Genomic DNA, 23,347 nt, shown 5'->3' with positions numbered 1-23,347 from the left:
TTTATATGAACTTTTATATTATTTAAACATGTCTAGTCGTTAAGGAAATGTCATGAAACTACAAATATTACTAGCGTTAATCGCTGTTTTTGCCCTATATGCTCCCACAGCAACCGCAGACAAAGCTATTTTTGCTGGAGGATGTTTTTGGTGTATGGAGTCAGACTTTGAAAAACTTGAAGGGGTGTCTGAGGTTATCTCTGGCTTTACTGGAGGTACGTTAGAAAATCCAACTTATGGTGGTAATCACACTGGTCATTATGAAGCGGTTGAAATCACTTACGATCCCAAAAAAGTGACGTACCAAGGTTTACTTGAACATTTTTGGGTAAACATCGACCCCTTTGATGACACAGGACAATTCTGTGATAAAGGGTTTAGTTATTTGAGCGCTATTTTTGTGGCCGATGAAAAAGAACGTAAACTGGCCGAATTATCAAGACAAAACGTTATCACGCAATTTCCTAATCAAAAAGTAGTGACCCCTATCCTACCCACAACCACTTTTTATCCCATAAAAGGGAATGAAAGTTATCACCAAGATTATTACAAAAATAATGCAGTTAGATATAAGTTGTACCGGTGGAATTGTGGCCGTGACCAGCGCCTAAAAGAGATTTGGGCTGATAAAACAACATACTGATTAAGTGGTTTTATTTTGACGTTAGGGGGCTTTAGAATAAGAGTCAATCTGATAAGCTGTAAAGTACCAAATTCAGTCATTTAGTATCTGCACTTTCACTGGCTAAGGGTGCAACATGAACTGATGGAGTAGCACCTCAAGCAGGATTACACCTTCGTGCCGGTGAAAGAGACTTATTTCATAAAAAAAAGCTGAAAAATAAGCATCAGCCGCGCTACATCAGGTTTGTAAAACCACATGCCACTACCGCGGATATTGGACGGTAGAATAAGGGATGAGGTTAACAAAAAACGAGCTCTGCTTAATGAAAATTGTTCTTAGGTTACTTTTCTATTTTCTTTAGGCCTATCTTGTTAGCAATAATGTTATCTAAAATGCGTTTAGGTAAATTTTGTGGAATGTGCCAATCTGTTAACATATTTGGAGCGATAGCATAACGCACCTTAGGTTTAGCTGTGGTAATAGTGTGATGCACCAATTCTCCAACTTTATCAACAGACACGCCTTTTGGACCCATAGCGCTCATAAAATCATTCATCTTTTTATATGATTGTTTATAGTCTGTATTATCATATTGACTGTTATCTACTAGTTTAGCCTTGTTCCATATAGGCGTAGCCACTGCGCCAGGTCCGATAATGATAACATCCACACCGTATAGTAGTAACTCTTGTCTTAATGAACCTGAGATTGCTTCTAATGCATGTTTTGAAGCTGAATAGGGACCGAAAAAAGGGGCCGCTCGTACACCAGCCATAGAAGTAATATTAATAATTCGACCTGGATTTTCTACCGGTGGGTTCACCGCACCTAACAATGGCAAAAACGCCTGAATCGCAATCATCGGCCCAATAGTGTTAATTTCCAATTGATAGCGAAATTCATTAATAGGAATATGCATCAGTGGCCCAGTAACGGCAACACCAGCATTATTAACTAGACCCGATAACGTTGTGTCACCCACTATGCTTTTGACCTTAACGACAGCCTCTTTAACCGCCGTAACATCTGTTGCATCAAAAATTAGAGGTGTCACCTTATCAGCAAACTCCTCAATCAAACTATCAGCATCAGCTTGCTTACGCACAGAGCCAAAAACATGAAACCCTTTTTGAATAAGCACTTTAACACTCCCTCGGCCAATGCCAGAGGATGCACCTGTAACAACAACATATTTCATAACGTAAATTCCTTAAAGTAGCAGTCCAAATCAAACAACCCTTGAAGCCGATTGATACCTGCATGGAGATTGAAGCAAGCGATTCTTAATCCAGCAAATTCATTTGCATGTAATGATTTGTATATTCTGTCACTCGACGACAAAACCCTTCCAGGTTCTCATGTAATCAACAAAGACTTCGCCTAGCCCTTCGTTGCGTAAATGCTCTGGCGAAACCGGATTAGTCACTGGCTGAAAATCATGATCAGCTTGCATCTGCAGTGGGTAGTCGTGGTGCAAAATAGCGGCGCGACCAAGCAGTATAAAATCGATATTGGCTTCCATAGCCTGACGTATTTCTTCTGGTGTCCGCAATTTTCCCGCTATGCCTAGGGCAACATTACCGCGATCAAGGTCGGTGAAATAAGACAGCAGTGTACGTCCCTTAAACTCTTCTTGTTGGGGCTCTTTGAAAACGTCCCAGAGGGACAAATCAAGAAAGTCGATTTTGCCATCACTGAGAATAGTCTGAGTAAAGGCAAGCATATCGCCGAGCTCTACATCAAAACGTTCAGGTGATAGGCGCAGCCCTAAAATAAAATCTTTGCTGCAGCGGGCACGGACGCCGTCGATAATGTCGCGAATAAGCCGCCCACGATTTTCCAAGCTACCACCGTACTGATCCTGGCGCTGATTAATCTTCCCGCTTAAAAATTGCGCCAGTATATAACCGTGGGCACCGTGTATTTCGACGCCCTCAAAACCAGCTTTTTCAGCGCGCACTGCGGCAGAAACAAAGTCTTCTCCTAGTTGTTCGACTTCTTCAGTGGTCATGGCGCGGGCGCCAGTCTCTTCGTTGTCCGATGGGCACAGCGGTGGCTCGCCAATCAATTCGGCGGGCGAACGCATCCCGGCATGATGAAGTTGCACCATGGAGACACTGCCATGCTGTTTAATGCCATCTGCAAGGCGGGTTAGGCCCTCGAGATGATGGTCGGAAAAAACTCCCAGCTGTCCGGGAAAACCTTGCCCCACAGCCTGAACGTGTGCGGCACAGGTCATGGTCAGAGCAAAGCCACCCTGAGCGCGTTTTGTTAGCCAGTGATATTCATCCTCAGACAGAGTGCCGTCCACATGACTTTGGGAGTTGGTGAGGGGCGCCAGAATAAAGCGATTTTTAAGCGTTGTGCCAGAGCTCAGTGTGAGTGGCTGGAAAAGGTTGGTCATAGAGTTCTTCTTATCGCGAATGCTGTTGTAAATGCTGTTTATTATGGTTTAAGTTAACCGCTCAGTACTGACTCGAACGAGTTTGTTATTTATACCTCTATTTATTCGCCAGGTCGATAGCGCCGAGAAATATTATCCTTGCGTAATTCAGAATCAAATAACGGGTCATGCAAAATTTCTCCTACATAGTCTTCGGCCTGATCTGCGTAATGGGGTGACTCTGTATCCAGTGTTGCCGCGCCAAATTGATGAACGCCACGAATTTTTTGCAACCCTTGAGCGTCCCAGGAGACAAAATAATAGAGACCGTCGCCAGCTATATTGGTTTGATAACCATCTTCCTCCATACCAAGAGCATAAATAGCCCGCAAGGTATCTGGCCCACCGCCTACTGGCAGGTTGATGTCGCCGCGCACATGGCGGTTAACATCACCCCAGAGTGGATCTATACGACCTGTGGCTGCGAGCACTCTGTCGGCACAGAGATAAAAGACGTCGGCAACATCTGGTGTCGGCTCGCCCTTTTGTTCGGCTAACCATTCGGCACCGATCACACAGGTTGACAGGGCGGCACCACGGTTTTCAACGTCAGTGGAGAGATCCCAGTCACGAATAACAGTTTGGGCTTCGAGATAGAATTCATTGCCAGTCTCAGTCAGCGAAAGATCGATTGCCCCCTTAAGAAATTTCACTGCGCGGGAGTTCGGACTGTACTTTTTGTCGTGCTTAATCTGCGAGAACTCTTGCTCAGAGATTGGGCTGAGTTCGGTAAACATCTCTAGGCCGCGCACTGCGCGATTTGTCATGCGCGTAGGAAAGCCATCTTCCCTGCGATAGTCCGATGATTTGGGGTTACTTCCTTGTTCGGTAATAAAGAATGGACTCTGATTGGCGCTGTGAATCCAACCTGACTCGGGGTTGATTACCTGAGGAAGTTTGTCGAAGGGCATGTAGTCCTGCCAGATCAGGCTGCTGTCGTCACCGGGCAAATACTGTGTCCAGTCGTAACCACCAACCCGCACTGGCGTTAGGGAATTGTGCACAAACATAATATTGCTATCGCTGTCTGCGTAGACAAAGTTAAAGCTGGCGAAGCTGTGAATACGTAGGGCATCGCGCCACTGCTCGAGGTTTTGCGCCTTGTTCATGGCCAGCCACTGCTCTACTTGACGCATCTTACCCATGCCAGCATAGCGAATGGCGTAGGTGCCGTGATCGGTTTGCAGCACCGGACCATGTGCAGAACGTAGACCCAACTCATTGGCCGTCCAAGGCAAGAAACCAAATAACTTAACCTCAATCTCCAATACGGTAGCCTCAAGGTCTTGCCATTCGCCATCCATCCGATAGCGCAATGGATCTTCAGGATCAATATCCAGCACATAGACATCCACGAGATCTGGTTTGTTAACCGTCGCGCCCCAGGCAATATTTTCGTTAAAACCAACCCCTATTGTAGCACTGCCTGGAAATAGACCGCCCATAGCATTTAAACCTTCGCCACTTTGAATATGCGCCTCATACCAAGCTACAGGGCCGGTTGCTGGCTGATGGGAATTTATGGCTAAACGTGTCGCGCCATCAGTACTATTTGCCGGGGAGATGGCCGAGGCATTAGAGCCTATGGGTAAATTGTCGTATGTGACCCCATTGTCGGTGCTGATGGGTTGTCGGCGAGCACTGCTCATAACTTCTTTTAAGACGCCATCAAAACCATAAAAAAGTATATGACGAAACATATAGCCGGCGATAATATCTTTGCCGGTAATCGGCAGCTCGGCAACTGCCCGCTCTGGATTCAATGCGGCATAGTAATTTAAGCCATCGGCATAGGCCTCGATATAAGCGCGGATCTCAGGGGATAACTCGGTCTCGTAATGGGTATCAATATCGTCCCAAATACCCAGCCACTTAACCAAGAAATCGGTGACCGCCGAATCGGGCCCCTGTGTCTTGGCTGCACTACCGCGATAAAAGTCTATGGTGTCGTAGACCAACTCCCAATTGTCCTCGGCCTGAGCATAGGCAAAACCAAAGGCGGCATCCACATCGCGCTCTCCAATGACATGGGGCACACCGCGGATATCCCGTTCAATGACGACCTTGTATTTTTCGCCAAGGCTTTGATATTCGGTGACTGAAATTTTCTCAGAACAGCTTGTAGCTAGCAGCACTGAGGCAGCAACTAATGCTGCGCTAATTAGTGTAGGAAAAAGTGACATTTTGGGTAGTACCCTCTTATTATTTTTTATTATATCTGTTTGTATACGTTGTCACTCCGAAGGGTGATCTGTTGTGTCATTGTGCGTGTTTTTTTTTGGCCCGTATAGGACCCTTGTATGGTTTCAATAAAAGGTAGTAGATCCAAATTAGATGATAATGAATAGTCAGTCCAAAGTGTGGTAAAAGCGATCTCTTACAAATTGCGATTGATTCAATAGTATGTCCGTAATTCGAACCTACCAGCATGTCAAATTAGTTTCTTGAAACCCTAGAATGTTAGCTTGATTCTAGGACAGTTAAAATCTAAGGAGTCTTATTAATCTCCCTTGACTAAGGTCTCAAATCTTAAGCCTTTAGCGGTACGATTTTTAAAGCCAGCCCAATGCGTATGTTCTTGTTTAGGTTGGTTGTTATCATCCATGCTCCAAACACCATCATTTGAATTGGCTTTTAGGTTGAGGTAAGCGTTCATCTTGGTATTGTCTTTTAAGTGTTTTTCTAACCATGCTGTTACAAAGTGCTGAGATATGTTGTTCATGCGAACAGTATCCCAAACGGCATCTGTGTAATGTTCACTAATATTGAAACCAAGTGTTTCATCATAGACATAAGACTCCTTAGGAGCAGGCATGGGCGCTCCAACACCATGATTAGCATTCTCAAAGGTTAATAATGCTCGGTCTACCATTGTTGTACCCTGCCAAATAGCACGTACTCCTTCTTTGTAGCCTGATACATCATCAACTGAACCTGCTATAAAAAACATGGGTACCTTTACATCTTTTAGTGTTGTTGAGTCCCATATGCCATAATTCATGCCCCAAGGTGCAAAGGCGATGACGGTTTTAAGTCTTGGGTCAAGATATTGACGGTTTTGATGTATGGCTAATGCGTCCTGTGGAAGCCCCCATGGGTAATCTACCGCTTGCTGTGTAACACCCCCACCCGCTGCAATGACAGCACCGTAGCCACCCATAGAGTAACCAATCAAAGCAGTATTTTGGGTGTTGACTAAGTCAAACAAAAACGAAGAACTGTCTTTTGACATACGTTCTATTTGATCAAGTGTGAAAAGTTGATCGAGTGGCCGATTGATCAAAGTCGAACCGAAGGCGGCTTGGGTTCGATAGGTAGAGTCGGTATGATCTATAGAGACGACAACATAACCTTTTGAAGCGATGTTTTCAGCTAAATGAGACATTAAAAAACGATTACCAGGGTAACCGTGGGAAATCAATACCAAAGGATATTTTTGACTGCTAATGAATGGTTTGGCGTCGCGTATTGCTTTGCCCTGTATGCTGACTATTGTTTTTCCATCACGTAAATACACGTCGAGGCTGGTGTTGCCTTGGCTGTCCTTTATAGCGGGGTACCAAGTTTCAAGCGTCAAAGGGCGGTCATATTTAGGTGGGTTTGTTGAATTAGCTGGGTCAATTTTAACAATATCAATCTGCTTGGGATTAACAATTTTAAAGGTTTTCACACCTATAGCATATTCACCATATGCAGCTAAATCAGGTGCATCGGGCCGCTGAGTATCGATTCGATTTTCTGCAAAAATTGTTAAGCTTAATCCACTAAACATAACTAATAACAAAGCTCTATTTACAACATAACAAGACATAATTGGACTCTTACTAACAAAATATATTGTGGTAAGTACAGTATGATGTTTTATTAAACTTTGCTAGTTTGAGTGTGTTAAACATGAATAATAAAACCACAAGATTGTTTTCAAAGAGAACTAAAATGAAACCTCTTTTATGAGCCTATGTGCCATTAGTCTGATGATCAGCGACGTTAATGAAGGGAATGCCAAACGATTTATCTAGACTAAACGTACCTTCTTAGTGCAGCGTGACATCATATGCATGTCTATAAATCTATACTTTTTATTCTTTTTGATAGTCCTTTGAGAGTGCATAACCCCTTGGTCATTATGCATAAAGCGTAGTAATCATTTTTCCTGGTAAGCCTAAATTTAGTGGGTGAGTTGATGAGGTTGATATAAATATGTTCTATCTAAATAATTAAGCGTAATTAAATAATTTACTGTTCTTTGAACTAATCAGTGATTTATATACATCCGAGGGCTTTTAGTCGCTCACTCTATCGGTTGTGGTTTTGAAGAAAGCATATTTTTTGCATACTTAAGAACAGCGAATGTAGTGGTGTGCAATCAATGTTGTGAGTATGCTCTAGTACATAAACTACTGACTCAAGCGTTGATAGACTACTTTCCTGAGTTGTATGTCTGATGTGGTATTGATTGTCAGGGGGATTGGAAAAGTGCCAACTATTGCATTGTTGTAACCAAGGGTTGAGATGCCATATTTTCAGTGCTTTGCGCCATGATGCATCAATGAATATTAAGTTGTGATTGACTGGAAAATACTTTTTATTATGTACTGGCGAGGAAATGGACTCAAGTGAAATGCTTTGTTCGTTAGGGTAAAACAAACAATAACTTTGCGGTTGGTTTGCAACCTTTTGGGCCAATTCTGCCCAGTCCTCTGGTTTTTCACCCTGCAATATTGTTATTGCTTTTAATCCCAACGTTAATAACTTAACCGTGTTCTTTGCGTGTTTTGCCTCTTTAGGATGTTGTAATATAATGATGTTGAGAGGTGTTGTGATGGGATTTACCCAAACACATAAACATGTACTTTGCGGGTAACCACACTTAAAACATATTAGTCTTTTGTTAATTTCTAACGTTGTCATTTTTTTTAAGTTTTTAGCCTCACTATAACTTATGCTTGTTGTTTTTGGTGAGGATTGTTAAATTTTACCTATGCTGGCAAATCGACAGTCTCTAACTAAAAAATTTAAAGCAAAATGGATGTATATGCTCACCAAAAATTGTTTGAATGGATTCGCTAGCTGTTTAATGGACTTGGTTATTTTTTATGTCATTTGATAGCAAAGTTGATTACATACCAAGTCACCCCTTTACCAATGCTGCTATAGATCCGTCAGAATTCCAGCATAAAACCTTTCAAAAGCGCAAGTGGCAGGTTTTGATCACTACATTTTTATTGATCCTGATTACTGCCAATGCGGTGATTTGGATTCAATCACCTATATATCAAAGCCAAGCTACTTTACATTTTTCGTATACATCTCAAACTAAACAAGAGTTTGCTGAATTAGCACAAAGGCAAATTACTCTGCATCAGCAAAGGATGAAAAGCAATAATGTGCTGAGCTTTGTTGCAAAAGAGCTTGAACAAAGTCAAATGTTAATCATTAAAGTACAAACACTTTTTGATGCATTGGTAGTAGAAGCAAGTTTAACTGGGCGTATTATTACCCTAAAAGCCAACGGTAGCGACCCACAAATACTTAAACCAATAATAGATGCTTGGATAAAAGTGTATCTACAGTTAGTTGCTTCTGAAACGCAAATAAACAACACTGATGACCTATTAGATGTAGATCAGCAATTGGAGTTTCTGGAATTAAAAATAACGGAACAAGCACAACTGTTACAATCCTTTGCCAGTCATAACAATATCACGTCATTAGAAAGAGATGAAAATCGAGTCCTAAGTCAGGCCAAAAACTTGGGTGCTAACCTTGACCAAGCGTTGGCTGAACAAGCACAAACACAAGCGTTGCTTGATAGTTTGGTTGAGTCCATTAATAACGGAGAATCGATTGTTAGACCAATGGATAATGCTCAAATTGATGCGATAAAGCTAAGTCTACAAGAGGTTAATGCCAACCTGTCTGCTTTATCTGAAAAATATACGCAAGCCTATTTGGAGCGTGACCAAGCCATTTTGGCGCAACAGCAAAAATCTCTGCAACTTCAGGCTTTACTTGAAGAACAAATAAAAATGAGCCAAGTGGACTATTTACTAGATGTAAAGCGCAAGCTCAGTGCTGCTAGAGGTAAAGTAGAAAAAATGAATACCCAGCTAGTTGAGCAAAACAAACTAACACAAGTGTTTAGCCAAAACCTTGAACAATATAAAAGGCTAGACGACGCATTAAAGGCCCTGCAAAATCAAGCCCAAACGCTAAAAAATCAACAAATAGCGCAAGAAGTATCAAAACCTTTCGATGCTAAAATTTCTTTGCTTGAGCCTGCCTTTATTCCTGATTTTGCAATTGGGCCAAACTACTCACTTAATAGCCTTATCAGTTTAATAGCAGCCGTCATTGTGGCCGTATTAGCTTTGTTGTTGTTTAGTTTTATCTTCAAACAGAATGGGGCAGCTTCATCTAACCACTTTGTTTTGATGCCTGGGCAAGCCAGAGCAAATGACTATTCAATCATGGGCTCTGCTCAAAATGGCCAACTTGCAGCACCCGATCCTCGCCTATCATCTGCACTAGTTACATCTGCATCTCAGTCTTTGCGTTTATTAAATATTGATGAATCTCAGAAGCTCTTTTCTGTTGCCAATGACCAAGGTAAAGCGCTAATTGGTTTGATTTTAAGTGGTGTAAGTGTTGATGAATTATCTTTAATAAAAAAAGGAGACTGCAGCCAAGACTATTTGATGTTACAAATAAACAACCAGTTTTCTCGGATTATCAGTATTCAAAAAAACCTAGCTGAAGTACTGCAAGCACTATGTAATAACTTAACTAATGAACAAACAGTGTGGTCGAATATCAAAAGCCAAGAAGACTTTGTGCAATTGTTGGTGAATATAGGTCATGATGCTCAGATAACCTTTCCTGACCAGCTTTCGCTCAATGTTTTACGGCATACTTACTTAACGTATTTAGCCAGTCAAGGAGCTAGACTCAACGATATTGAACAAGTCGCCGGATATACTTCGCCAAGTGACTTAGCACTTTACCGAAATGTTAACCAACAAGGAAAACTGCTTGATTTAGAGCAAGTCCAAACAGAATATCCTTTTGTTGTGGCAAGCTAAATTGTAGTTATCCCAGTGCCACCTCAATACGCCAGGATTTGGCGCACTGTGCAACTCATCCCCTTGGGCAAAGTAGCTAGTTACGGCCAAATTGCCGATCTGGCAGGATTACCTGGACGGGAACGGCTAGTAGGTAAGTCACTTGGTTTTGTGCCAAAAAATATGGACGTACCTTGGTACAGAGTGTTGCGTTCTAATGGACAAATTGCATTTCCCGTAGGTTCTGAGCAATCACAAAAACAAACAGGCTTATTGCAACAAGAAGCCATCGCTATTTTTAACAACAGAGTCAAGATGAGCCTTTTCAAATGGCAACCTGATTTGCCAGAAATACTATGGAAATTAGAGTTTTAGACTTTGTTTATAAATAGTAAATGTTGCTCTTAAAATAGAAGTGAGATATTTTTAAATTTATTTGCAAGGGATATTAGCAATGTTAAAAACCTTTGGTATAGACGATCTTGAAGCAGGAATGTTCGTTGACTCTATAGCAAACAAATCAAGCCAGACGTTTTTGAAATTGAAGAAACTGTTCCCATACCTGAAGTACCTGAAGTACTTGAATTACCTGAACTCGTGCCGTTTGAAACAGAACTTAGAGTGATAAACAAACTTCACCTTAAAGGTAAAAATTTACCCATTGATATTGCCATCACAGAAGTCTTCACTCAAGATCCTGTCTCGTCGATCATTCGTAATCCTAATGCTTTGATGTGCATGACAAAGATACAAGAAAAAGATACCTATCTTTTATCTTATTCATTAAATGTGGCTATTTTGTTATCTAAATTTGGTCTTATATTGATCTGGAAAAAGAACAATGACAATAATTGGCGCTGGCAGGTTTTCTTTATGACTTAGGCAGAGTTAAAATTCCTGACGAAATATTGCATAAAGCTGGGCGGTTGACGAACAATAAATGATGATTATGAAAGATTATCTGTATAACGTCACCAAAAAACTCACTGACATGCAAGTTTCCGATTCAATTGTTAAAAAAATAGGTCAACACCACGAATGGCTTGATGGTTACGGTTACCCAAAAGGTCTTCGAGGTAATGAAATTACTCAATATGGATGTATGATTGCAATCGTTGATACTTATGATGCGATAACTGCGGACAGATGTTACAAGGCTGCTAAGTCTTCTAGAAAAGCACTGCAAATTTTATTACAAGATGCACCTAAGAAATACGATGAGGTGTTAGTTGCACAATTTGTGCAATGTATCGGAATTTACCCCGTGGGCACTTTAGTCAAACTAAGCAATAAAAAGGTTGCTATGGTGCTCAGGCAAAACCCTGCACATACCGCTAAACCCGTTGTGAAAGTGTTTTATTCAGTTCGCTGCAACCATTATTTGAAGCCCAAGGAATTGGACTTAGCTGCGGTTAGTCATGACGTAAAATTGTTGAAGCTGTTATCGCAAGGGACTTTAAGCTCGATTTCAATAAATACTTTAATGAAGCAATCGTCATCTGAATCAAAAAAATTTTAACTATTTTCTACGAATACATTGGTGATCAATAGCCGAAAAAAGAGATATGTTTATTAGGTATAACGGTTTAGTCTTTGATGCAACTTTAGAGCTAAACAAGACATCTGTAAATATTAATCAGTAATATTTTAAAAAACCCTGACACAGGTTGTGGCGAGCCTACTAATATAATTAATATGCATAACGCATTTTTATATCGTTACCCTAGAATATGTTCAATAACTAAGCTAATAAATTTTTAAATATATAATTTAATAGGATAATTTTTTACATTTTTAAAGAACCTATGCTTGTAAAAAAACCGACAGTTAACCAGTGTTATCCTATGGAGTGTCAGGGTTTTTCTAAACAAAATGGTCACCCTGTGTCCATTTTTTACTACTCTATATTCGCGATCTGCTCACGCATTTGCTCAATCAGCACTTTTAATTCAACTGCTGACTGAGTGATATCGCTATTAATAGACTTAGATCCTAGGGTATTCGACTCGCGGTTAAACTCTTGCATCATAAAATCCAGTCTACGACCAACTGCACCGCCTTTTTTAAGAATTTTTTGGGTTTCGCTTATGTGTGATATTAAGCGGTCTAGCTCTTCTGCTACATCTACTTTTTGTGCCAACATCACCATTTCTTGTTCTACACGAGCCGGGTCTAGGTCAATTTTGGCATCTTCGAAGCGGGCTTGGATTTTTTCACGTTGCCATTTGATCACGTCTGGCATGTGGGAAGTGACTTTTTCGACTTCTGCGTTAATACCGTCTAAACGTTGTTCGATCATACCTTTTAGGTTGCTGCCTTCGGTGGCGCGTGCGGCGATAAAACCTTTTAGTGTGAGGTCAAATTCAGCCAGCGCTTCGGCTTGAATAACATCCATGTCCGTTTCTTCGGCTGAAATAACACCAGGCCAGCGTAATACGTCTAAGGGGTTAACACCGGCAGATTGGCCGTGGGATTGCACCCAATCCGCGGCTTTCATGACTTGTTTGGCTAAAACTTCGTTTAGGTTGAGCTTACCTACTGCCGCATCGTTCGCCACAAAACGCAATGAACACTCGACTTTGCCTCGTTGTAGTTGTTTGCGAAAACGTTCGCGCAATACCGGCTCCATGCTTTTAAATTGTTCAGGAAGACGGAAGTAGGTTTCAAGAAACCGTTGGTTAACGGAACGTACTTCCCATACGGCTGAGCCCCAATCGGCTTTAATTTCACGGCGGGCAAAAGCAGTCATACTGTAAATCATTGAAATCTTCCTGTGTCTTAGTTTTCTGTATTATACCCCTGTTGTGACTTGGGGCGAGGGGCTAGGGCAATTAATTGCTTAAAACTTAAGATAATTTACACGGAAGCCTCTATAATTCCGCTCACTATTATTGAGGAGAGCATTATGCGTCCAAGTGGAAGAACCGCCAGTCAAATTCGCCCCGTTACTATTACCCGCAATTTTACCTGCCATGCAGAAGGCTCAGTATTGATTGAGTTTGGTAACACTAAAGTGTTGTGTAATGCCTCAGTAACCGAAGGGGTACCTCGTTTTATGAAAGGTAAGGGTAAAGGCTGGGTGACGGCAGAATACAGTATGTTGCCCAGGGCTACTCATACTCGTTCCGACCGCGAAGCTGCTCGTGGTAAACAAGGTGGACGTACTCTTGAAATTCAACGTTTAATCGCACGTTCCTTGCGCGCAGCGGTAGATTTAAAATTATTGGGTGAAAACACTATTATAGTGGATTGTGATGTTATCCAAGCTGATGGCGGTACACGTACAGCTTCGATTACCGGTGCTTGTGTGGCTTTGGCTGATGCACTGAGTTGGATGCGTGCCAAAGGCATTCTTAAAACGAATCCAATCAAACATATGATTGCGGCAATATCAGTAGGTGTTTATAAAGGTACAGCTATTGCGGATTTAGAATATCTTGAAGATTCAGATGCTGAAACTGACATGAACGTAGTGATGACAGACACCGGCAAATTTATCGAGGTGCAAGGGACTGCTGAGGGCGAACCTTTTGATTTTAACGAGCTAAATGAGATGTTGGAATTGGCAAAAAATGGTATTCGTGAATTATTCGACGAGCAAAAATCGGCTTTGAACTAGGACGTTAACATGCAAGATTACCAACGTGATTTTATAGAGTTTTCCTTAGCTCGCAAAGTATTGAAATTTGGTCAGTTTACCCTCAAATCTGGGCGAATTAGCCCTTATTTCTTTAATGCTGGTTTATTTAATACTGGTGGCGACTTAGCCAAACTTGGACAGTTTTATGCGCAAACGTTGCAAACATCAGGTATTGATTACGATGTGTTATTTGGTCCTGCATACAAAGGTATTCCTATTGCCACCACTACTGCCGTGGCGTTAGCAGATAAACATAACGTAGATAAGCCATATTGTTTTAACCGTAAAGAAGCGAAAACCCATGGCGAAGGTGGCAATTTAGTCGGTAGCCCTCTTGCGGGTAAAATTATGCTTGTGGATGATGTGATCACCGCAGGTACCGCTATTCGTGAGTCTATGCAGTTGATTGAAGCGAATAATGCCCTGCTCGCAGGTGTGTTGATTGCTCTAGATAGACAAGAAAAAGGTCAAGGTGAACTGTCGGCCATTCAAGAAGTTGAACGTGATTTTGATACTAAAGTAGTTTCTATTATTAGTTTGGCTGATTTGGTTGATTATCTGAGTGACAAAGCTGATATGGCTGAGCACTTAGCTAATATCAAGCAATATCGTTTGGACTACGGGATCTAATTAGAACGTGAAAGATATAAGTCGATTCGAAACTGCGGACTATCAATTAAATGCTTTGAGCCTACGTTGCCCAGAGCCTGTGATGATGGTGCGTTTAAAGATTCGTGAGATGCAAATCGGCGAAACGGTGACGGTGACCGCCGACGATCATTCGACCACACGCGATATCCCTAGCTTTTGCCGATTTATGGAGCATGAGCTGGTGGATACTGATATAGAAACGTCGCCATATCGATTCGTGATCAAAAAAGGTAAATGACTCACTCGTCTATTGAGGTGTTATGAGACAGCATGTTATCTAACAAAGCCTGCAATAAATAGCGTCTATCTGTCTCGCCGATTTTTGCTTGAATATAGCGGTACATGCTCTTGGTTTCTGTGTTGTCTCCTAACATCTGCCAAATATTGTCTACATAACCGATCGTTATCTGTGGTGTGTTTGGCAATTCTTGTTGAGCAAAACGAATGGCTAATAACTGCGACAATTTATCAATTAGCTCAGAAAACTGTTGGTCGATTTGTTCAACTTCTTCTCTAAGGGCTTGTTCTGCCTGATTGATAATATGTGCCGACAGGGCTCTTTTTGCTTTACGTTTACTGCGTGAGGAACCAGCAACGTCTGGACTTTGATAACCATCTTCGCTAGCAATCAATAAACCTCTCAAAGCGCTCAGCCGAGAGACTAAGGGTAAGCGCAAAGGCTCAAGTTGTTTTTCTGTGTTTACCAACCAAGTCAGACATTTTTGCGGATAGCTTGGGTCTAACTGCATGTATTTATCAGTTAAATTGGCCAACTGCATCAGTTGTTGAATGATCTTTTCTTTGGCAATCGCGCGCATGAGTTACTCTGGTTGTAGGCGGTTTTTAAGTTTTCCATTTTGACTACTGGTTGCCCATTCGAGTCCTTCTTCTCGCAGAGTGATTTGCAGGCGAACACTGTTCGCTGCGTTAGTCGTTTCTTTTACTGCACTCGTTGTTGCGTTAGTAATTAAGGCACTAGGATTGGAATTTGATTTGAGGGCAATTTGAGAGATTCGATGCCGAATAGCTTTACTTACCACTTGGGTTTTTTCAAATGGCAGCTCTTTATTCGAAGGGCTTTTTTTCAATGCTTTCATAAAGGCATCGTCAATTCCCCTTAACAGTGCTTCTCTGGTTACCCTAGATGTGCCAGTGCGTTGAATTTCAGATAATTTTTCCAAAGCTAACCTTGATTCTTTATCAAACGCAGATTGAAAATTTTTGCTTTTACTTAATATATCTTCATCATCTAAGCTTTGTTTGAATTGTTCCATTAACGCTTTGTGAATGTTGGCTGTGGTATCAAGTTCGGCATCTTTGGCTGGCACATGTTGTTCAAAGGTAACAGGCATATCAATTGTTAACTCTGGCACTCTTACTCTGGGTAGACTCATTCCTTCTAATAAGGGATTGTCTTTGTAATATTCTGCAACCGCTGCGGTTTCTTCATCAGCGAGTCGCCTAGCGTGTACCAAACTGATCATCAAAGCACCCAGGACTTCACTTAATTCAGACATTATTTCCTCCCGACTTTTATTAAAAAAGGGGCGTATACGCCCCGATAAATTAAGCGGCTGATTCTACCTCTGATATTGAGTTTTCCAGAATGCCTAGCAGTTTTTCAGTACCGGCTGGCAATTCGTCTTGCACGGCCCTGACATTGACTGACAAGCTGTAAGTGCGTTCAATCTTAGACGAACTCGATTTAGCGCTTTTGCTTGAATAACTCGCACTCAATTTCACCGAAACAGGCCCCCAGCCACCTTTTGCCGATAAGGTGGCATTCAAGCTTCTTGAGGATGATGTCGTAGACTCTTGTACAGAGTTAATTTTTGCGTTGAAACTTATTGTGGTTTCTTCCACCCGTATAAACGGAATGGGTAACATGGTTAATATAGGTACTGTGAGATCAAATTTTTTCGGTTCAACTCCAGTGACATTACCGTCGGCATCCTTAGTTTCTATAGCTTTCATATAGCTGAACGTCACCATAGTGGGTTCGTTACTGTCTTCATCAAAGCCAACTGCTTTTATAAAATCAACCGAGGTTTGTGCAGACTGAGCTTGTGCCCGCACCACTGCATCTAGAGGACCGCCAATCATTGATTGAAAATCAATGCTGGAAAGTTCTTCTCCTATAGCCATAACAATCTCCTTGGTTATACCTGAGACTGCAGATTCAGGTTAATGCATTACTAAACACCCTCTTTGCTTTTGCTAAAGAGGAAGAGCGTAAATGTTAAAAATACGGCAAGACATTAACGCAGCACTGATCTATCCAGATTTTTCCTAAAGGATTTCCAATCAAACAAAAGTACCTCTTGTTGTAAGTGACACTGCATCCTATCAGTACGTTAACTAGGTATAGCAGGATGGGCATATTTTTCCACTTGAATTAAAAACTGCTATTGATGTAAGTCAAAAAGCAAAAAGGCTGATACATGATCAGCCTTACATTTTTAAAGTCGCTAGGATTACTTTGGTTTACGGAACTTCATGGTCCAGCGATCTGTATTACCTGAGACAGATTTAACCCCTACTTCATAACGTAATTCGTCATCAGCGCGGTAGTGTAGGTCGGTATAATCAACAAATTCAAAGCCTGCTTCTTGGATCTCTTTGATAGCAAGGACAGGATCAATACGGCGACGGTTAGCTGGGGTTTGCTGTTCCATATGGCGGGCGGTGTGATCCACTACAGCATAAACACCACCGGGCTTCAGTGCGTCAAAAGCTAACTTATTCATATTCCGGCGGCCTTCTTCACCAAAGTTGTGGTAGTTACGAAACGTCAACACCATATCAAGATCCTTTATCCCAAGAGAATTTGCTTCTAAAGAATAAAAGCGCTCACCCTCTTTACGATAAAGTTTAGCGTCTTGTGCAACAATTTTAATTTTTTCTAAACCAGACTCTTCAATTAAGCTTTTAATACGCCCTGTACCAATAGCAGCATAATATTCACCTTTATCACTGACTACTGGAGCTAAAATTTTGGTATACCAGCCGCCACCAGGAATAAGCTCAACAATTTTCATATTGTCGCGTAAATCGAAAAACTCCAATGTTTGTAGGGCTTTTCGGTTTCTGTCTCGGTCGGTTTCAGCTTCAGTTCTGATTTCAGCTTTTAACGCCGATTTAATTTTTTCTGCTGTAGCATCAAAGCTATCTGCCGCTATTGAGTTGACACTCGCAGCTAGTAACAAAAGGGGTAGAATTTTTTTCACAGGTATATATCTCCATTTATAGTTTTAGAATTGTGAGAGTCTCTTGTTTCAACTCAGTAAAAGACTGCTGTAATAAGGTTTTAGTTTCAGCCTACTGATGTTTGTAAACCACGCCGTTTTTCATCACAAAGTTAACATTTTGTAACAGTGTAATTTGTTTTAGAGGATCACCTTTCACCGCAACTAAATCTGCCATTTTGCCTACTTCTATGGTACCCACTGTGTCACTGATTTGGAGCAAGTCAGCTGCACTTTGGGTGGCACTGCGTATTGCTTCAATGGGCTTCATGCCGGCTTCAACCATTAATGCAAATTCTAAGGCGTTGTCACCGTGAGCTGAAACACCAGAGTCGGTACCAAAGGCAATTTTGATCCCTGCTTTATAGGCATTGGCAAAAGTCTGTTGAATAAGTGGCCCAATAGCGGCGGCTTTAGGCCTAACGAGTTCGGGAAAGAAGCCATCAATCTTGGCTTTCTCAGCCACCCAGTTACCAGCCATAATAGTTGGCACATAATAAGTGCCATACATTTTCATTTGCTTAAACACCTCTTCATCCATATAGGTGCCGTGTTCAATAGATGTCACACCTGCTTTAATGGCGCGCAACATGCCTTCTTTGCCATGAGCATGCACTGCGACTGTCATGCCATAATCTTTTGCTGTTTCAACAATGGCACTTAATTCATCATCCATAAACTGTGGGTTTTGACCACTTTTAGCCACACTTAATACACCCCCCGTAGCTGTGATTTTAATCAAGTCTGCGCCATCTTTGTAACGTTGGCGAACAGCTTTACGCGCTTCGGCCGTGCCGTTTATTACGCCGTCGATAGGTCCTGGATCGCCCATAATTGAATTACTACGGCCATTTGTTGGATCCGCGTGCCCACCCGTTGTCGCAATCGCCTTAGCAGCAGTATATATGCGTGGTCCTTTAACCATTCCTTTGTTTATGGCATTACGAAGTGCCACGGTTACGTTGTAGCCGTCACCCAGATTACGCACAGTTGTAAAACCTGCCATCAAGGTTTTTTCAGCGAACCTCACGCCTTTAATGGCATAGTCTGCTTCATTCAGAGTAAAGCCTTCTATGTAGCTTGCGGGGCCGTTATGTTGGCTGGATATATGGGTATGCATATCCATAAATCCTGGCATCAGGGTATAGTCTGATAAATCAATGACGGTATCTTCGCTACTGCCCTCAGTAAATCCTTTGTGAATAGCTGTTATTTTATTATCAGTGATAACCACAGTCGCTTTTTGTATCATTTTATCTGAGGTGCTATCGATTAGAGTGCCTGCGTGGATAATTGTGGCCGCCATGACGGCGCTAGCAAGAAAAGGTTGGGCTAATGTTGCCAAAAACAAGGTTGATTTTAAGATACTGTTTTTCATATTAAGTGTCCTGTTATAACTCGCCAAGGCTAAAGTGATAGTCACTACTTTCAAGCATGAGATGGCGCTTACCATCTAAGACTCGCTCTTCTCCTAATTCTGCTAGTTGGTAAAATACATTTTGATGTAAACGCGCCCATAAGTTTCTGTGAACTAAAGCGTAAGGCAGATATGTACCTGTTTTTTTGTCTGCAAATATTTGTATGGGATTCTCTGAGCTAACGACTATAATTTGCCCTGTATTGGTTGTAAGTACTAACTTACTGTTCTCTTTCTTCCATTGCGTAATGATAAAAGGTACATCCTCTACTTGAATGCCTACCTTTTCTACAGGTGTGACTAAAAAGTAATGATCGTCTTCACGTTTTAAAACACTGGCAAAAAGTTTGACCAAGGATTTACGACCAATAGGCGTTCCCATATAAAACCAGCTTCCGTCATGTTTTATTTGTATATCTATGTCACCGCAAAAATCAGGATCCCATTTATCAACTGGAGGTAAAGCCACATTTTGTGTGCTTATTTGTTTTTGAAAACCACCTAAGTCGAAGGTTGTCATTACAGTGTTTCTTTTATCTCACGTAATTTTGCTTTGATACGGCGCATATTTTCAGGTCCTGTGCGTAATAATTGTTTTTGTGGAGCGCTTAAAGACTCCAGTCGTCTATCTGCAAACTTGTACATGACGCTATCGGTAAATACTTCGACTGGAGAAGGGACTTCAGGGGTATCTAGCAGGACATCAATTGCCTCTTCAAGTTTCTGGTCAAAGCTGTCAAATGGGTTACCTATTTCAGAAAATATGTTTTCAATGGCCGGTTTGTATTCTTGATAAAGCTGCAATAATGATGCTGTTTCAAGGGACTCTAATACATCAACGTAAGGCGCATAACGTTTATAACTTGCAGGGTCTATCCACTCTTTATTGGCTTGCTTGTAAGTGCGAAATGACTGTTCGGGCTGGATTAATACTCTATTGTTATCCGCTATATTTTCCTCAGCTAAGGCGATGGTCATTATCACAAAGCGCTCTAGTAGCGCTTCATTAATCAGTAAACGTGCAAACTCATTGTAGTCAGATAGAGCTAATAATTTAGTCTTTACTGTGCCGTCACTTATATCTAATGGCTGCGGTTCGGCAATAATGTCGGGCTCAGGTTGTTCTACTAATGTTTCAGGGATCAGAGTAGTAGGCTGCGCGTCAATCACAGGTTCGACTGTCGGCTCCATAACAACCGGAACTGGCGTTACTATAATTCGTTCAGGTTCGCTGGGCCAAAGTAACACTGCCAAAGCAATTGCCAATATAATTACACCTATAATAAAATGCGGTGCTAAGGATTTTTTCGATTCTTCACTCATTGTTTCCCCGTTAAGCAAATATCTGTGTTAATACTTAGAATTTAGCCTACTTAAAATTCCATCTAAATGATATGCGTAGATTGTAAAATACTGTAACTGTATTCTTATCTAGACTGTTCTTTAAGAGGCTATTAGACTGTAGATGTGCTTTACCTACTTTAAGACGTGTTGGACCAGTATGAATATTATTTTATATGCAGTGCCGTTCTTTTTCCTATTAATTTTTATCGAGCTGTTGTTAGAAAAAAATAAAGGCACCGATTATTATCGTGTTAACGACAGTGTTAATAGCTTAACTGTGGGTGTGTTGAGTAGGATGACGGGTATTGTTAAGCAGTTATTCCCGCTAACTATTTATGTCGTGGCTTATGATCATCTGGCTATGTTTCAAATGGAATCGAGCTGGTGGATATGGGTGATTGCGTTTGTACTTTATGATTTTTGCTACTATTGGAAGCACCGCTTTGGCCACGAAATGAATATTTTTTGGGCTGCTCATGTCGTACACCATTCAAGTGAAGAATATAATATGACAACAGCATTACGACAAAGTGGCAGTAGCTTTTTGAGTTGGATTTTTTACTTACCCATGGCGATATTGGGTTTTGAACCCCTTGTATTAATTACAGTCGGCTCTTTAAATCTCATCTATCAATTTTGGGTGCATACTCGGCATATTCCCAAATTGGGATGGTACGAATGGGTGTTTGTGACCCCTTCGAATCACCGTGTACATCATGCGCAAAACCAAATTTATATAGATCGCAATTATGGTGGCGTGTTTATTCTTTGGGATCGGCTGTTTGGTTCTTTCCAAGAAGAATTAGATGCAGAAAAACCTATATATGGTATTCGAAAAGCATTAAAAAGCTGGAATCCCTTGTGGGCCAATATTCATGTTTATTCGCAGTTAATTAAAGACTGTTGGCATGCAAAGCATTGGCAAGATAAGCTACTTATTTGGTTCAAACGCACAGGTTGGCGACCTGCTGATGTCGAACAAAATTATCCTCTAAGTAAGGTTGACCTGACGCAATTTAGGAAATTTGATATTCCGCTGACACTAATCAATAAATTTTATAGTTTAATACAGTATTTATTGGTGGTATTTGTTGGCTTGTCACTGATGATGAACGTTTCTGCCTTTACTCTAACAGAGCAAGTGCTGATGGTATTGTTTGTTCTTTATGGCAGTATTTCTGCTGGATTGGTTTTGGAAAATAACCCCCTAGCTTTATATTTAGAATGGGTGAAATACTCTCTAATTATGGTAACGCTAATGATGTATACCTTACCGGTATGGATTGAATGGGCATTAGGGCTAAGTATAATGTTTAACTGCACATTGTTGTTATTTAAAAGATCAGACATTTTTACTATAACAGTGCCAATGACAGAAGCTAATAATTGAAACCATTATTATGTCGTGTTGAGTTTGAGAGCCTGTGTCATACAACAAGCACACTGTTAATAGTCAAGATACTAATGAGAAGAATAAAAAAATGAATACACAACAATGGGTCTTAGTTTTTTTGACTTTTTCCAGCAGTGCGGCCTTTGCCAAGCAAGCTCCTTTAGTATCTATACCAACGCATGATACTTTTTTCTCTAGCATCGCACATTACTGCGACAAAGCCTTTGAAGGAAAAGTTGTGGTTGATAACCAGCCAAGCTCTGCATTCGAAGAAAAATTAGTCATGTTTGTACGCAAGTGCGACCAAGCTGAATTACAGATACCATTCTATGTGGGAGACAATGCGTCGCGTACTTGGATAATTAAAAAAACGGGTAGTGGTCTAAGTCTAAAGCATGATCACCGACTTAAAGATGGTACCGATGACCCTGTGACGATGTATGGTGGGCATACACAGGGCGCAGGTTACAACCAAATCCAATCCTTTCCTGTTGACCAATACTCAAAAGAATTATTTACTCACCAAGGACTACCGCAATCTATTACTAATACTTGGCAAATCTATATTTACCCAGAAATGTTTTCATATCGTCTAGTGCGAGAAGGAAGAGAGTTTAGAGTAGATTTTGATCTAACCAAGCCTATATTACCCCCCCCAGCGCCTTGGGGTTATGAGGATTAGTCAGTCGGTTTTAAGTGCCTAGCTAAATTTTTATAACGTTTCAAATCTGGGGTAGGTGCTGCTTAGGTGTTCTAAAGAAATTGTTGGGTTTTCATTATTTGTGAGGTGACAGGGTATTCGATATGTCTCGAATAGAGGCGGTAAAAAAACAACAAAATAGAACGTTAGGAATATATCCCCGTAGTTATAATCGCCACTCTTGATTTAATTAACTGTATCTTATCTCTTAGTAAAATCTCTATTGAGAGCTACATACTGATGTTTATAGTTGAACCGATTCACTACCTATGGCGTATATGAATTATAATAATTAATTTGCTTAGAGCAAAGTTTATGCAACAAACTAAATTTTGGATTAAGGATATTAAATCACAATCTATCTCTGTGGAGATGCTAACCGTGTGTTCATACGAGATGAACGTATACTTAGTCAAGCTTACAGTAGGTGGTAACACAGGTTTGGTCTATGAAGGTGAAAGCCCTAAACGTTTTCATAGCTCGCAATTTATCCGCGATGCGTTTGAGGGTTGTAATGTGTTAGCCGCACAAATGTTACACGAATCGCCTTACGACGAGATGATAGGTAATCCTGAGTCTGTGCAACGTGCTTGTACACTGCCTTTTTCTATGGGGCAGCCTTACTAGGTGGTTGTGTTAGATAAAACGTTAAAATTTAAAGATCATCTTTAGCATTATGGATAAACAAATACGCATAATACCCCCCCATAACTACCATTATACCTATACCAAGAATAGAGCCCCAAGCCACGGGGTCGTGCAGTATTAAATCCCACATAATGATTCACTTCTGTTAGATAACATTATAACTGAGGTGATTTTAGGTGA

Annotated in this window: 25 protein-coding genes; 11 read left to right on the top strand and 14 right to left on the bottom strand. The window is 41.0% G+C overall.

Annotated features, from left to right (window positions below; genetic code table 11):
• Positions 1 to 52: 52 nt before the first annotated feature.
• Positions 53 to 643: a peptide-methionine (S)-S-oxide reductase MsrA gene (gene msrA / locus Q0Y52_RS05710; RefSeq protein WP_297819151.1), complete on the top strand. Its 591-nt coding sequence runs from the start codon at positions 53 to 55 to the stop codon at positions 641 to 643.
• Between the two features lie 322 nt (positions 644 to 965).
• On the opposite strand, the gene Q0Y52_RS05705 is transcribed toward msrA, so the two are convergent.
• The 5 genes from Q0Y52_RS05705 to Q0Y52_RS05685 all read right to left on the bottom strand — a co-directional run bounded on the left by Q0Y52_RS05705 (position 966) and on the right by Q0Y52_RS05685 (position 7,979).
• On the bottom strand, positions 966 to 1,823 hold the full coding sequence (locus Q0Y52_RS05705) for an SDR family NAD(P)-dependent oxidoreductase (protein ID WP_297819149.1): 858 nt from the start codon (positions 1,821 to 1,823) through the stop codon (positions 966 to 968).
• Positions 1,824 to 1,952: 129 nt separating this feature from the next.
• Entirely contained in the window at positions 1,953 to 3,029 is a 1,077-nt protein-coding gene (locus Q0Y52_RS05700) for an NADH:flavin oxidoreductase (protein WP_297819146.1), read from the bottom strand.
• 101 nt (positions 3,030 to 3,130) lie between these two features.
• Complete coding sequence (locus Q0Y52_RS05695) at positions 3,131 to 5,251, bottom strand: acylase (protein WP_297819143.1); 2,121 nt, start codon at positions 5,249 to 5,251, stop codon at positions 3,131 to 3,133.
• A gap of 317 nt (positions 5,252 to 5,568) precedes the next feature.
• Complete coding sequence (locus Q0Y52_RS05690; protein WP_297819140.1) at positions 5,569 to 6,879, bottom strand: dienelactone hydrolase family protein; 1,311 nt, start codon at positions 6,877 to 6,879, stop codon at positions 5,569 to 5,571.
• Between the two features lie 485 nt (positions 6,880 to 7,364).
• A complete protein-coding gene (locus Q0Y52_RS05685; protein WP_297819137.1) occupies positions 7,365 to 7,979 on the bottom strand; it encodes a tRNA-uridine aminocarboxypropyltransferase in 615 nt (204 codons plus the stop codon).
• Between the two features lie 185 nt (positions 7,980 to 8,164).
• Here Q0Y52_RS05685 and Q0Y52_RS05680 point away from each other — a divergent pair, with 185 nt between their 5' ends.
• The 4 genes from Q0Y52_RS05680 (at position 8,165) to Q0Y52_RS05665 (ending at position 11,648) form a co-directional block, all read left to right on the top strand.
• Positions 8,165 to 10,150: a hypothetical protein gene (locus tag Q0Y52_RS05680; RefSeq protein ID WP_297819125.1), complete on the top strand. Its 1,986-nt coding sequence runs from the start codon at positions 8,165 to 8,167 to the stop codon at positions 10,148 to 10,150.
• Between the two features lie 9 nt (positions 10,151 to 10,159).
• Entirely contained in the window at positions 10,160 to 10,504 is a 345-nt protein-coding gene (locus Q0Y52_RS05675) for an MGMT family protein (protein ID WP_297819345.1), read from the top strand.
• 246 nt (positions 10,505 to 10,750) lie between these two features.
• The gene (locus Q0Y52_RS05670; protein ID WP_297819123.1) at positions 10,751 to 11,011 is read left to right on the top strand and encodes a hypothetical protein; all 261 of its coding nucleotides are present in this window, start codon (positions 10,751 to 10,753) and stop codon (positions 11,009 to 11,011) included.
• A gap of 58 nt (positions 11,012 to 11,069) precedes the next feature.
• On the top strand, positions 11,070 to 11,648 hold the full coding sequence (locus Q0Y52_RS05665; RefSeq protein ID WP_297819120.1) for an HD domain-containing phosphohydrolase: 579 nt from the start codon (positions 11,070 to 11,072) through the stop codon (positions 11,646 to 11,648).
• 378 nt (positions 11,649 to 12,026) lie between these two features.
• Here the strand turns inward: Q0Y52_RS05665 and Q0Y52_RS05660 are convergent, their stop codons facing one another.
• Entirely contained in the window at positions 12,027 to 12,890 is an 864-nt protein-coding gene (locus Q0Y52_RS05660) for a YicC/YloC family endoribonuclease (RefSeq protein ID WP_297819117.1), read from the bottom strand.
• 144 nt (positions 12,891 to 13,034) lie between these two features.
• On the opposite strand from Q0Y52_RS05660, the gene rph reads away from it, so the two are divergent.
• The 3 genes from rph to tusA are packed head-to-tail and all read left to right on the top strand — an operon-like array spanning position 13,035 to position 14,658.
• Positions 13,035 to 13,748, top strand: coding sequence for a ribonuclease PH (gene rph / locus Q0Y52_RS05655; RefSeq protein WP_297819114.1), 714 nt, complete (start codon positions 13,035 to 13,037; stop codon positions 13,746 to 13,748).
• Positions 13,749 to 13,757: 9 nt separating this feature from the next.
• Positions 13,758 to 14,399: an orotate phosphoribosyltransferase gene (pyrE, locus tag Q0Y52_RS05650; RefSeq protein WP_297819111.1), complete on the top strand. Its 642-nt coding sequence runs from the start codon at positions 13,758 to 13,760 to the stop codon at positions 14,397 to 14,399.
• A 7-nt stretch (positions 14,400 to 14,406) separates the two neighbouring features.
• Positions 14,407 to 14,658 (top strand): sulfurtransferase TusA, encoded by a 252-nt coding sequence (tusA, locus tag Q0Y52_RS05645; RefSeq protein ID WP_297819109.1) that lies wholly within the window; start codon positions 14,407 to 14,409, stop codon positions 14,656 to 14,658.
• A gap of 1 nt (position 14,659) precedes the next feature.
• On the opposite strand, the gene Q0Y52_RS05640 is transcribed toward tusA, so the two are convergent.
• The 7 genes from Q0Y52_RS05640 to Q0Y52_RS05610 all read right to left on the bottom strand — a co-directional run bounded on the left by Q0Y52_RS05640 (position 14,660) and on the right by Q0Y52_RS05610 (position 20,405).
• On the bottom strand, positions 14,660 to 15,238 hold the full coding sequence (locus Q0Y52_RS05640) for a hypothetical protein (protein ID WP_297819106.1): 579 nt from the start codon (positions 15,236 to 15,238) through the stop codon (positions 14,660 to 14,662).
• 3 nt (positions 15,239 to 15,241) lie between these two features.
• On the bottom strand, positions 15,242 to 15,937 hold the full coding sequence (locus tag Q0Y52_RS05635; protein ID WP_297819103.1) for a hypothetical protein: 696 nt from the start codon (positions 15,935 to 15,937) through the stop codon (positions 15,242 to 15,244).
• A gap of 49 nt (positions 15,938 to 15,986) precedes the next feature.
• Positions 15,987 to 16,565: a DUF2589 domain-containing protein gene (locus tag Q0Y52_RS05630; RefSeq protein ID WP_297819101.1), complete on the bottom strand. Its 579-nt coding sequence runs from the start codon at positions 16,563 to 16,565 to the stop codon at positions 15,987 to 15,989.
• Positions 16,566 to 16,894: 329 nt separating this feature from the next.
• Positions 16,895 to 17,647 (bottom strand): methyltransferase, encoded by a 753-nt coding sequence (locus tag Q0Y52_RS05625; protein ID WP_297819098.1) that lies wholly within the window; start codon positions 17,645 to 17,647, stop codon positions 16,895 to 16,897.
• 91 nt (positions 17,648 to 17,738) lie between these two features.
• Positions 17,739 to 19,043 carry an amidohydrolase family protein gene (locus tag Q0Y52_RS05620; protein ID WP_297819095.1) on the bottom strand — a complete coding sequence of 435 codons (1,305 nt, stop codon included), beginning with the start codon at positions 19,041 to 19,043 and terminating at the stop codon, positions 17,739 to 17,741.
• Between the two features lie 13 nt (positions 19,044 to 19,056).
• Positions 19,057 to 19,602: a DUF1285 domain-containing protein gene (locus Q0Y52_RS05615; protein ID WP_297819092.1), complete on the bottom strand. Its 546-nt coding sequence runs from the start codon at positions 19,600 to 19,602 to the stop codon at positions 19,057 to 19,059.
• Positions 19,602 to 20,405 (bottom strand): DUF3014 domain-containing protein, encoded by an 804-nt coding sequence (locus Q0Y52_RS05610; protein WP_297819090.1) that lies wholly within the window; start codon positions 20,403 to 20,405, stop codon positions 19,602 to 19,604. Before Q0Y52_RS05610 ends, Q0Y52_RS05615 begins: the two co-directional genes overlap by 1 nt.
• Positions 20,406 to 20,583: 178 nt before the next feature.
• Here Q0Y52_RS05610 and Q0Y52_RS05605 point away from each other — a divergent pair, with 178 nt between their 5' ends.
• The 3 genes from Q0Y52_RS05605 (at position 20,584) to Q0Y52_RS05595 (ending at position 23,146) form a co-directional block, all read left to right on the top strand.
• The gene (locus tag Q0Y52_RS05605; RefSeq protein WP_297819087.1) at positions 20,584 to 21,816 is read left to right on the top strand and encodes a sterol desaturase family protein; all 1,233 of its coding nucleotides are present in this window, start codon (positions 20,584 to 20,586) and stop codon (positions 21,814 to 21,816) included.
• Positions 21,817 to 21,907: 91 nt separating this feature from the next.
• Positions 21,908 to 22,501 carry a hypothetical protein gene (locus Q0Y52_RS05600; protein ID WP_297819084.1) on the top strand — a complete coding sequence of 198 codons (594 nt, stop codon included), beginning with the start codon at positions 21,908 to 21,910 and terminating at the stop codon, positions 22,499 to 22,501.
• 333 nt (positions 22,502 to 22,834) lie between these two features.
• On the top strand, positions 22,835 to 23,146 hold the full coding sequence (locus tag Q0Y52_RS05595) for a DUF6482 family protein (protein ID WP_297819082.1): 312 nt from the start codon (positions 22,835 to 22,837) through the stop codon (positions 23,144 to 23,146).
• Positions 23,147 to 23,174: 28 nt separating this feature from the next.
• Here Q0Y52_RS05595 and Q0Y52_RS05590 read toward each other — a convergent pair whose 3' ends face one another.
• Positions 23,175 to 23,297 (bottom strand): DUF3149 domain-containing protein, encoded by a 123-nt coding sequence (locus tag Q0Y52_RS05590; protein ID WP_271863415.1) that lies wholly within the window; start codon positions 23,295 to 23,297, stop codon positions 23,175 to 23,177.
• Positions 23,298 to 23,347: the final 50 nt, after the last annotated feature.

It is taken from the genome of uncultured Paraglaciecola sp., from assembly GCF_943787955.1.
Classification (GTDB): domain Bacteria; phylum Pseudomonadota; class Gammaproteobacteria; order Enterobacterales; family Alteromonadaceae; genus Paraglaciecola.
The sequence above is the reverse complement of the archived record's forward strand: the minus strand, read 5'-3'. Positions and strand labels throughout refer to the sequence as shown.

Coding starts and splice junctions, on each gene's coding strand:
- msrA (WP_297819151.1), top strand. CDS start 53: ATGAAACTACAAATATTACTAGCGTTAATCGCTGTTTTTGCCCTATAT.
- Q0Y52_RS05705 (WP_297819149.1), bottom strand. CDS start 1,823: ATGAAATATGTTGTTGTTACAGGTGCATCCTCTGGCATTGGCCGAGGG.
- Q0Y52_RS05700 (WP_297819146.1), bottom strand. CDS start 3,029: ATGACCAACCTTTTCCAGCCACTCACACTGAGCTCTGGCACAACGCTT.
- Q0Y52_RS05695 (WP_297819143.1), bottom strand. CDS start 5,251: ATGTCACTTTTTCCTACACTAATTAGCGCAGCATTAGTTGCTGCCTCA.
- Q0Y52_RS05690 (WP_297819140.1), bottom strand. CDS start 6,879: ATGTCTTGTTATGTTGTAAATAGAGCTTTGTTATTAGTTATGTTTAGT.
- Q0Y52_RS05685 (WP_297819137.1), bottom strand. CDS start 7,979: ATGACAACGTTAGAAATTAACAAAAGACTAATATGTTTTAAGTGTGGT.
- Q0Y52_RS05680 (WP_297819125.1), top strand. CDS start 8,165: ATGTCATTTGATAGCAAAGTTGATTACATACCAAGTCACCCCTTTACC.
- Q0Y52_RS05665 (WP_297819120.1), top strand. CDS start 11,070: ATGATGATTATGAAAGATTATCTGTATAACGTCACCAAAAAACTCACT.
- Q0Y52_RS05660 (WP_297819117.1), bottom strand. CDS start 12,890: ATGATTTACAGTATGACTGCTTTTGCCCGCCGTGAAATTAAAGCCGAT.
- rph (WP_297819114.1), top strand. CDS start 13,035: ATGCGTCCAAGTGGAAGAACCGCCAGTCAAATTCGCCCCGTTACTATT.
- pyrE (WP_297819111.1), top strand. CDS start 13,758: ATGCAAGATTACCAACGTGATTTTATAGAGTTTTCCTTAGCTCGCAAA.
- Q0Y52_RS05640 (WP_297819106.1), bottom strand. CDS start 15,238: ATGCGCGCGATTGCCAAAGAAAAGATCATTCAACAACTGATGCAGTTG.
- Q0Y52_RS05635 (WP_297819103.1), bottom strand. CDS start 15,937: ATGTCTGAATTAAGTGAAGTCCTGGGTGCTTTGATGATCAGTTTGGTA.
- Q0Y52_RS05630 (WP_297819101.1), bottom strand. CDS start 16,565: ATGGCTATAGGAGAAGAACTTTCCAGCATTGATTTTCAATCAATGATT.
- Q0Y52_RS05620 (WP_297819095.1), bottom strand. CDS start 19,043: ATGAAAAACAGTATCTTAAAATCAACCTTGTTTTTGGCAACATTAGCC.
- Q0Y52_RS05615 (WP_297819092.1), bottom strand. CDS start 19,602: ATGACAACCTTCGACTTAGGTGGTTTTCAAAAACAAATAAGCACACAA.
- Q0Y52_RS05610 (WP_297819090.1), bottom strand. CDS start 20,405: ATGAGTGAAGAATCGAAAAAATCCTTAGCACCGCATTTTATTATAGGT.
- Q0Y52_RS05605 (WP_297819087.1), top strand. CDS start 20,584: ATGAATATTATTTTATATGCAGTGCCGTTCTTTTTCCTATTAATTTTT.
- Q0Y52_RS05600 (WP_297819084.1), top strand. CDS start 21,908: ATGAATACACAACAATGGGTCTTAGTTTTTTTGACTTTTTCCAGCAGT.
- Q0Y52_RS05595 (WP_297819082.1), top strand. CDS start 22,835: ATGCAACAAACTAAATTTTGGATTAAGGATATTAAATCACAATCTATC.
- Q0Y52_RS05590 (WP_271863415.1), bottom strand. CDS start 23,297: ATGTGGGATTTAATACTGCACGACCCCGTGGCTTGGGGCTCTATTCTT.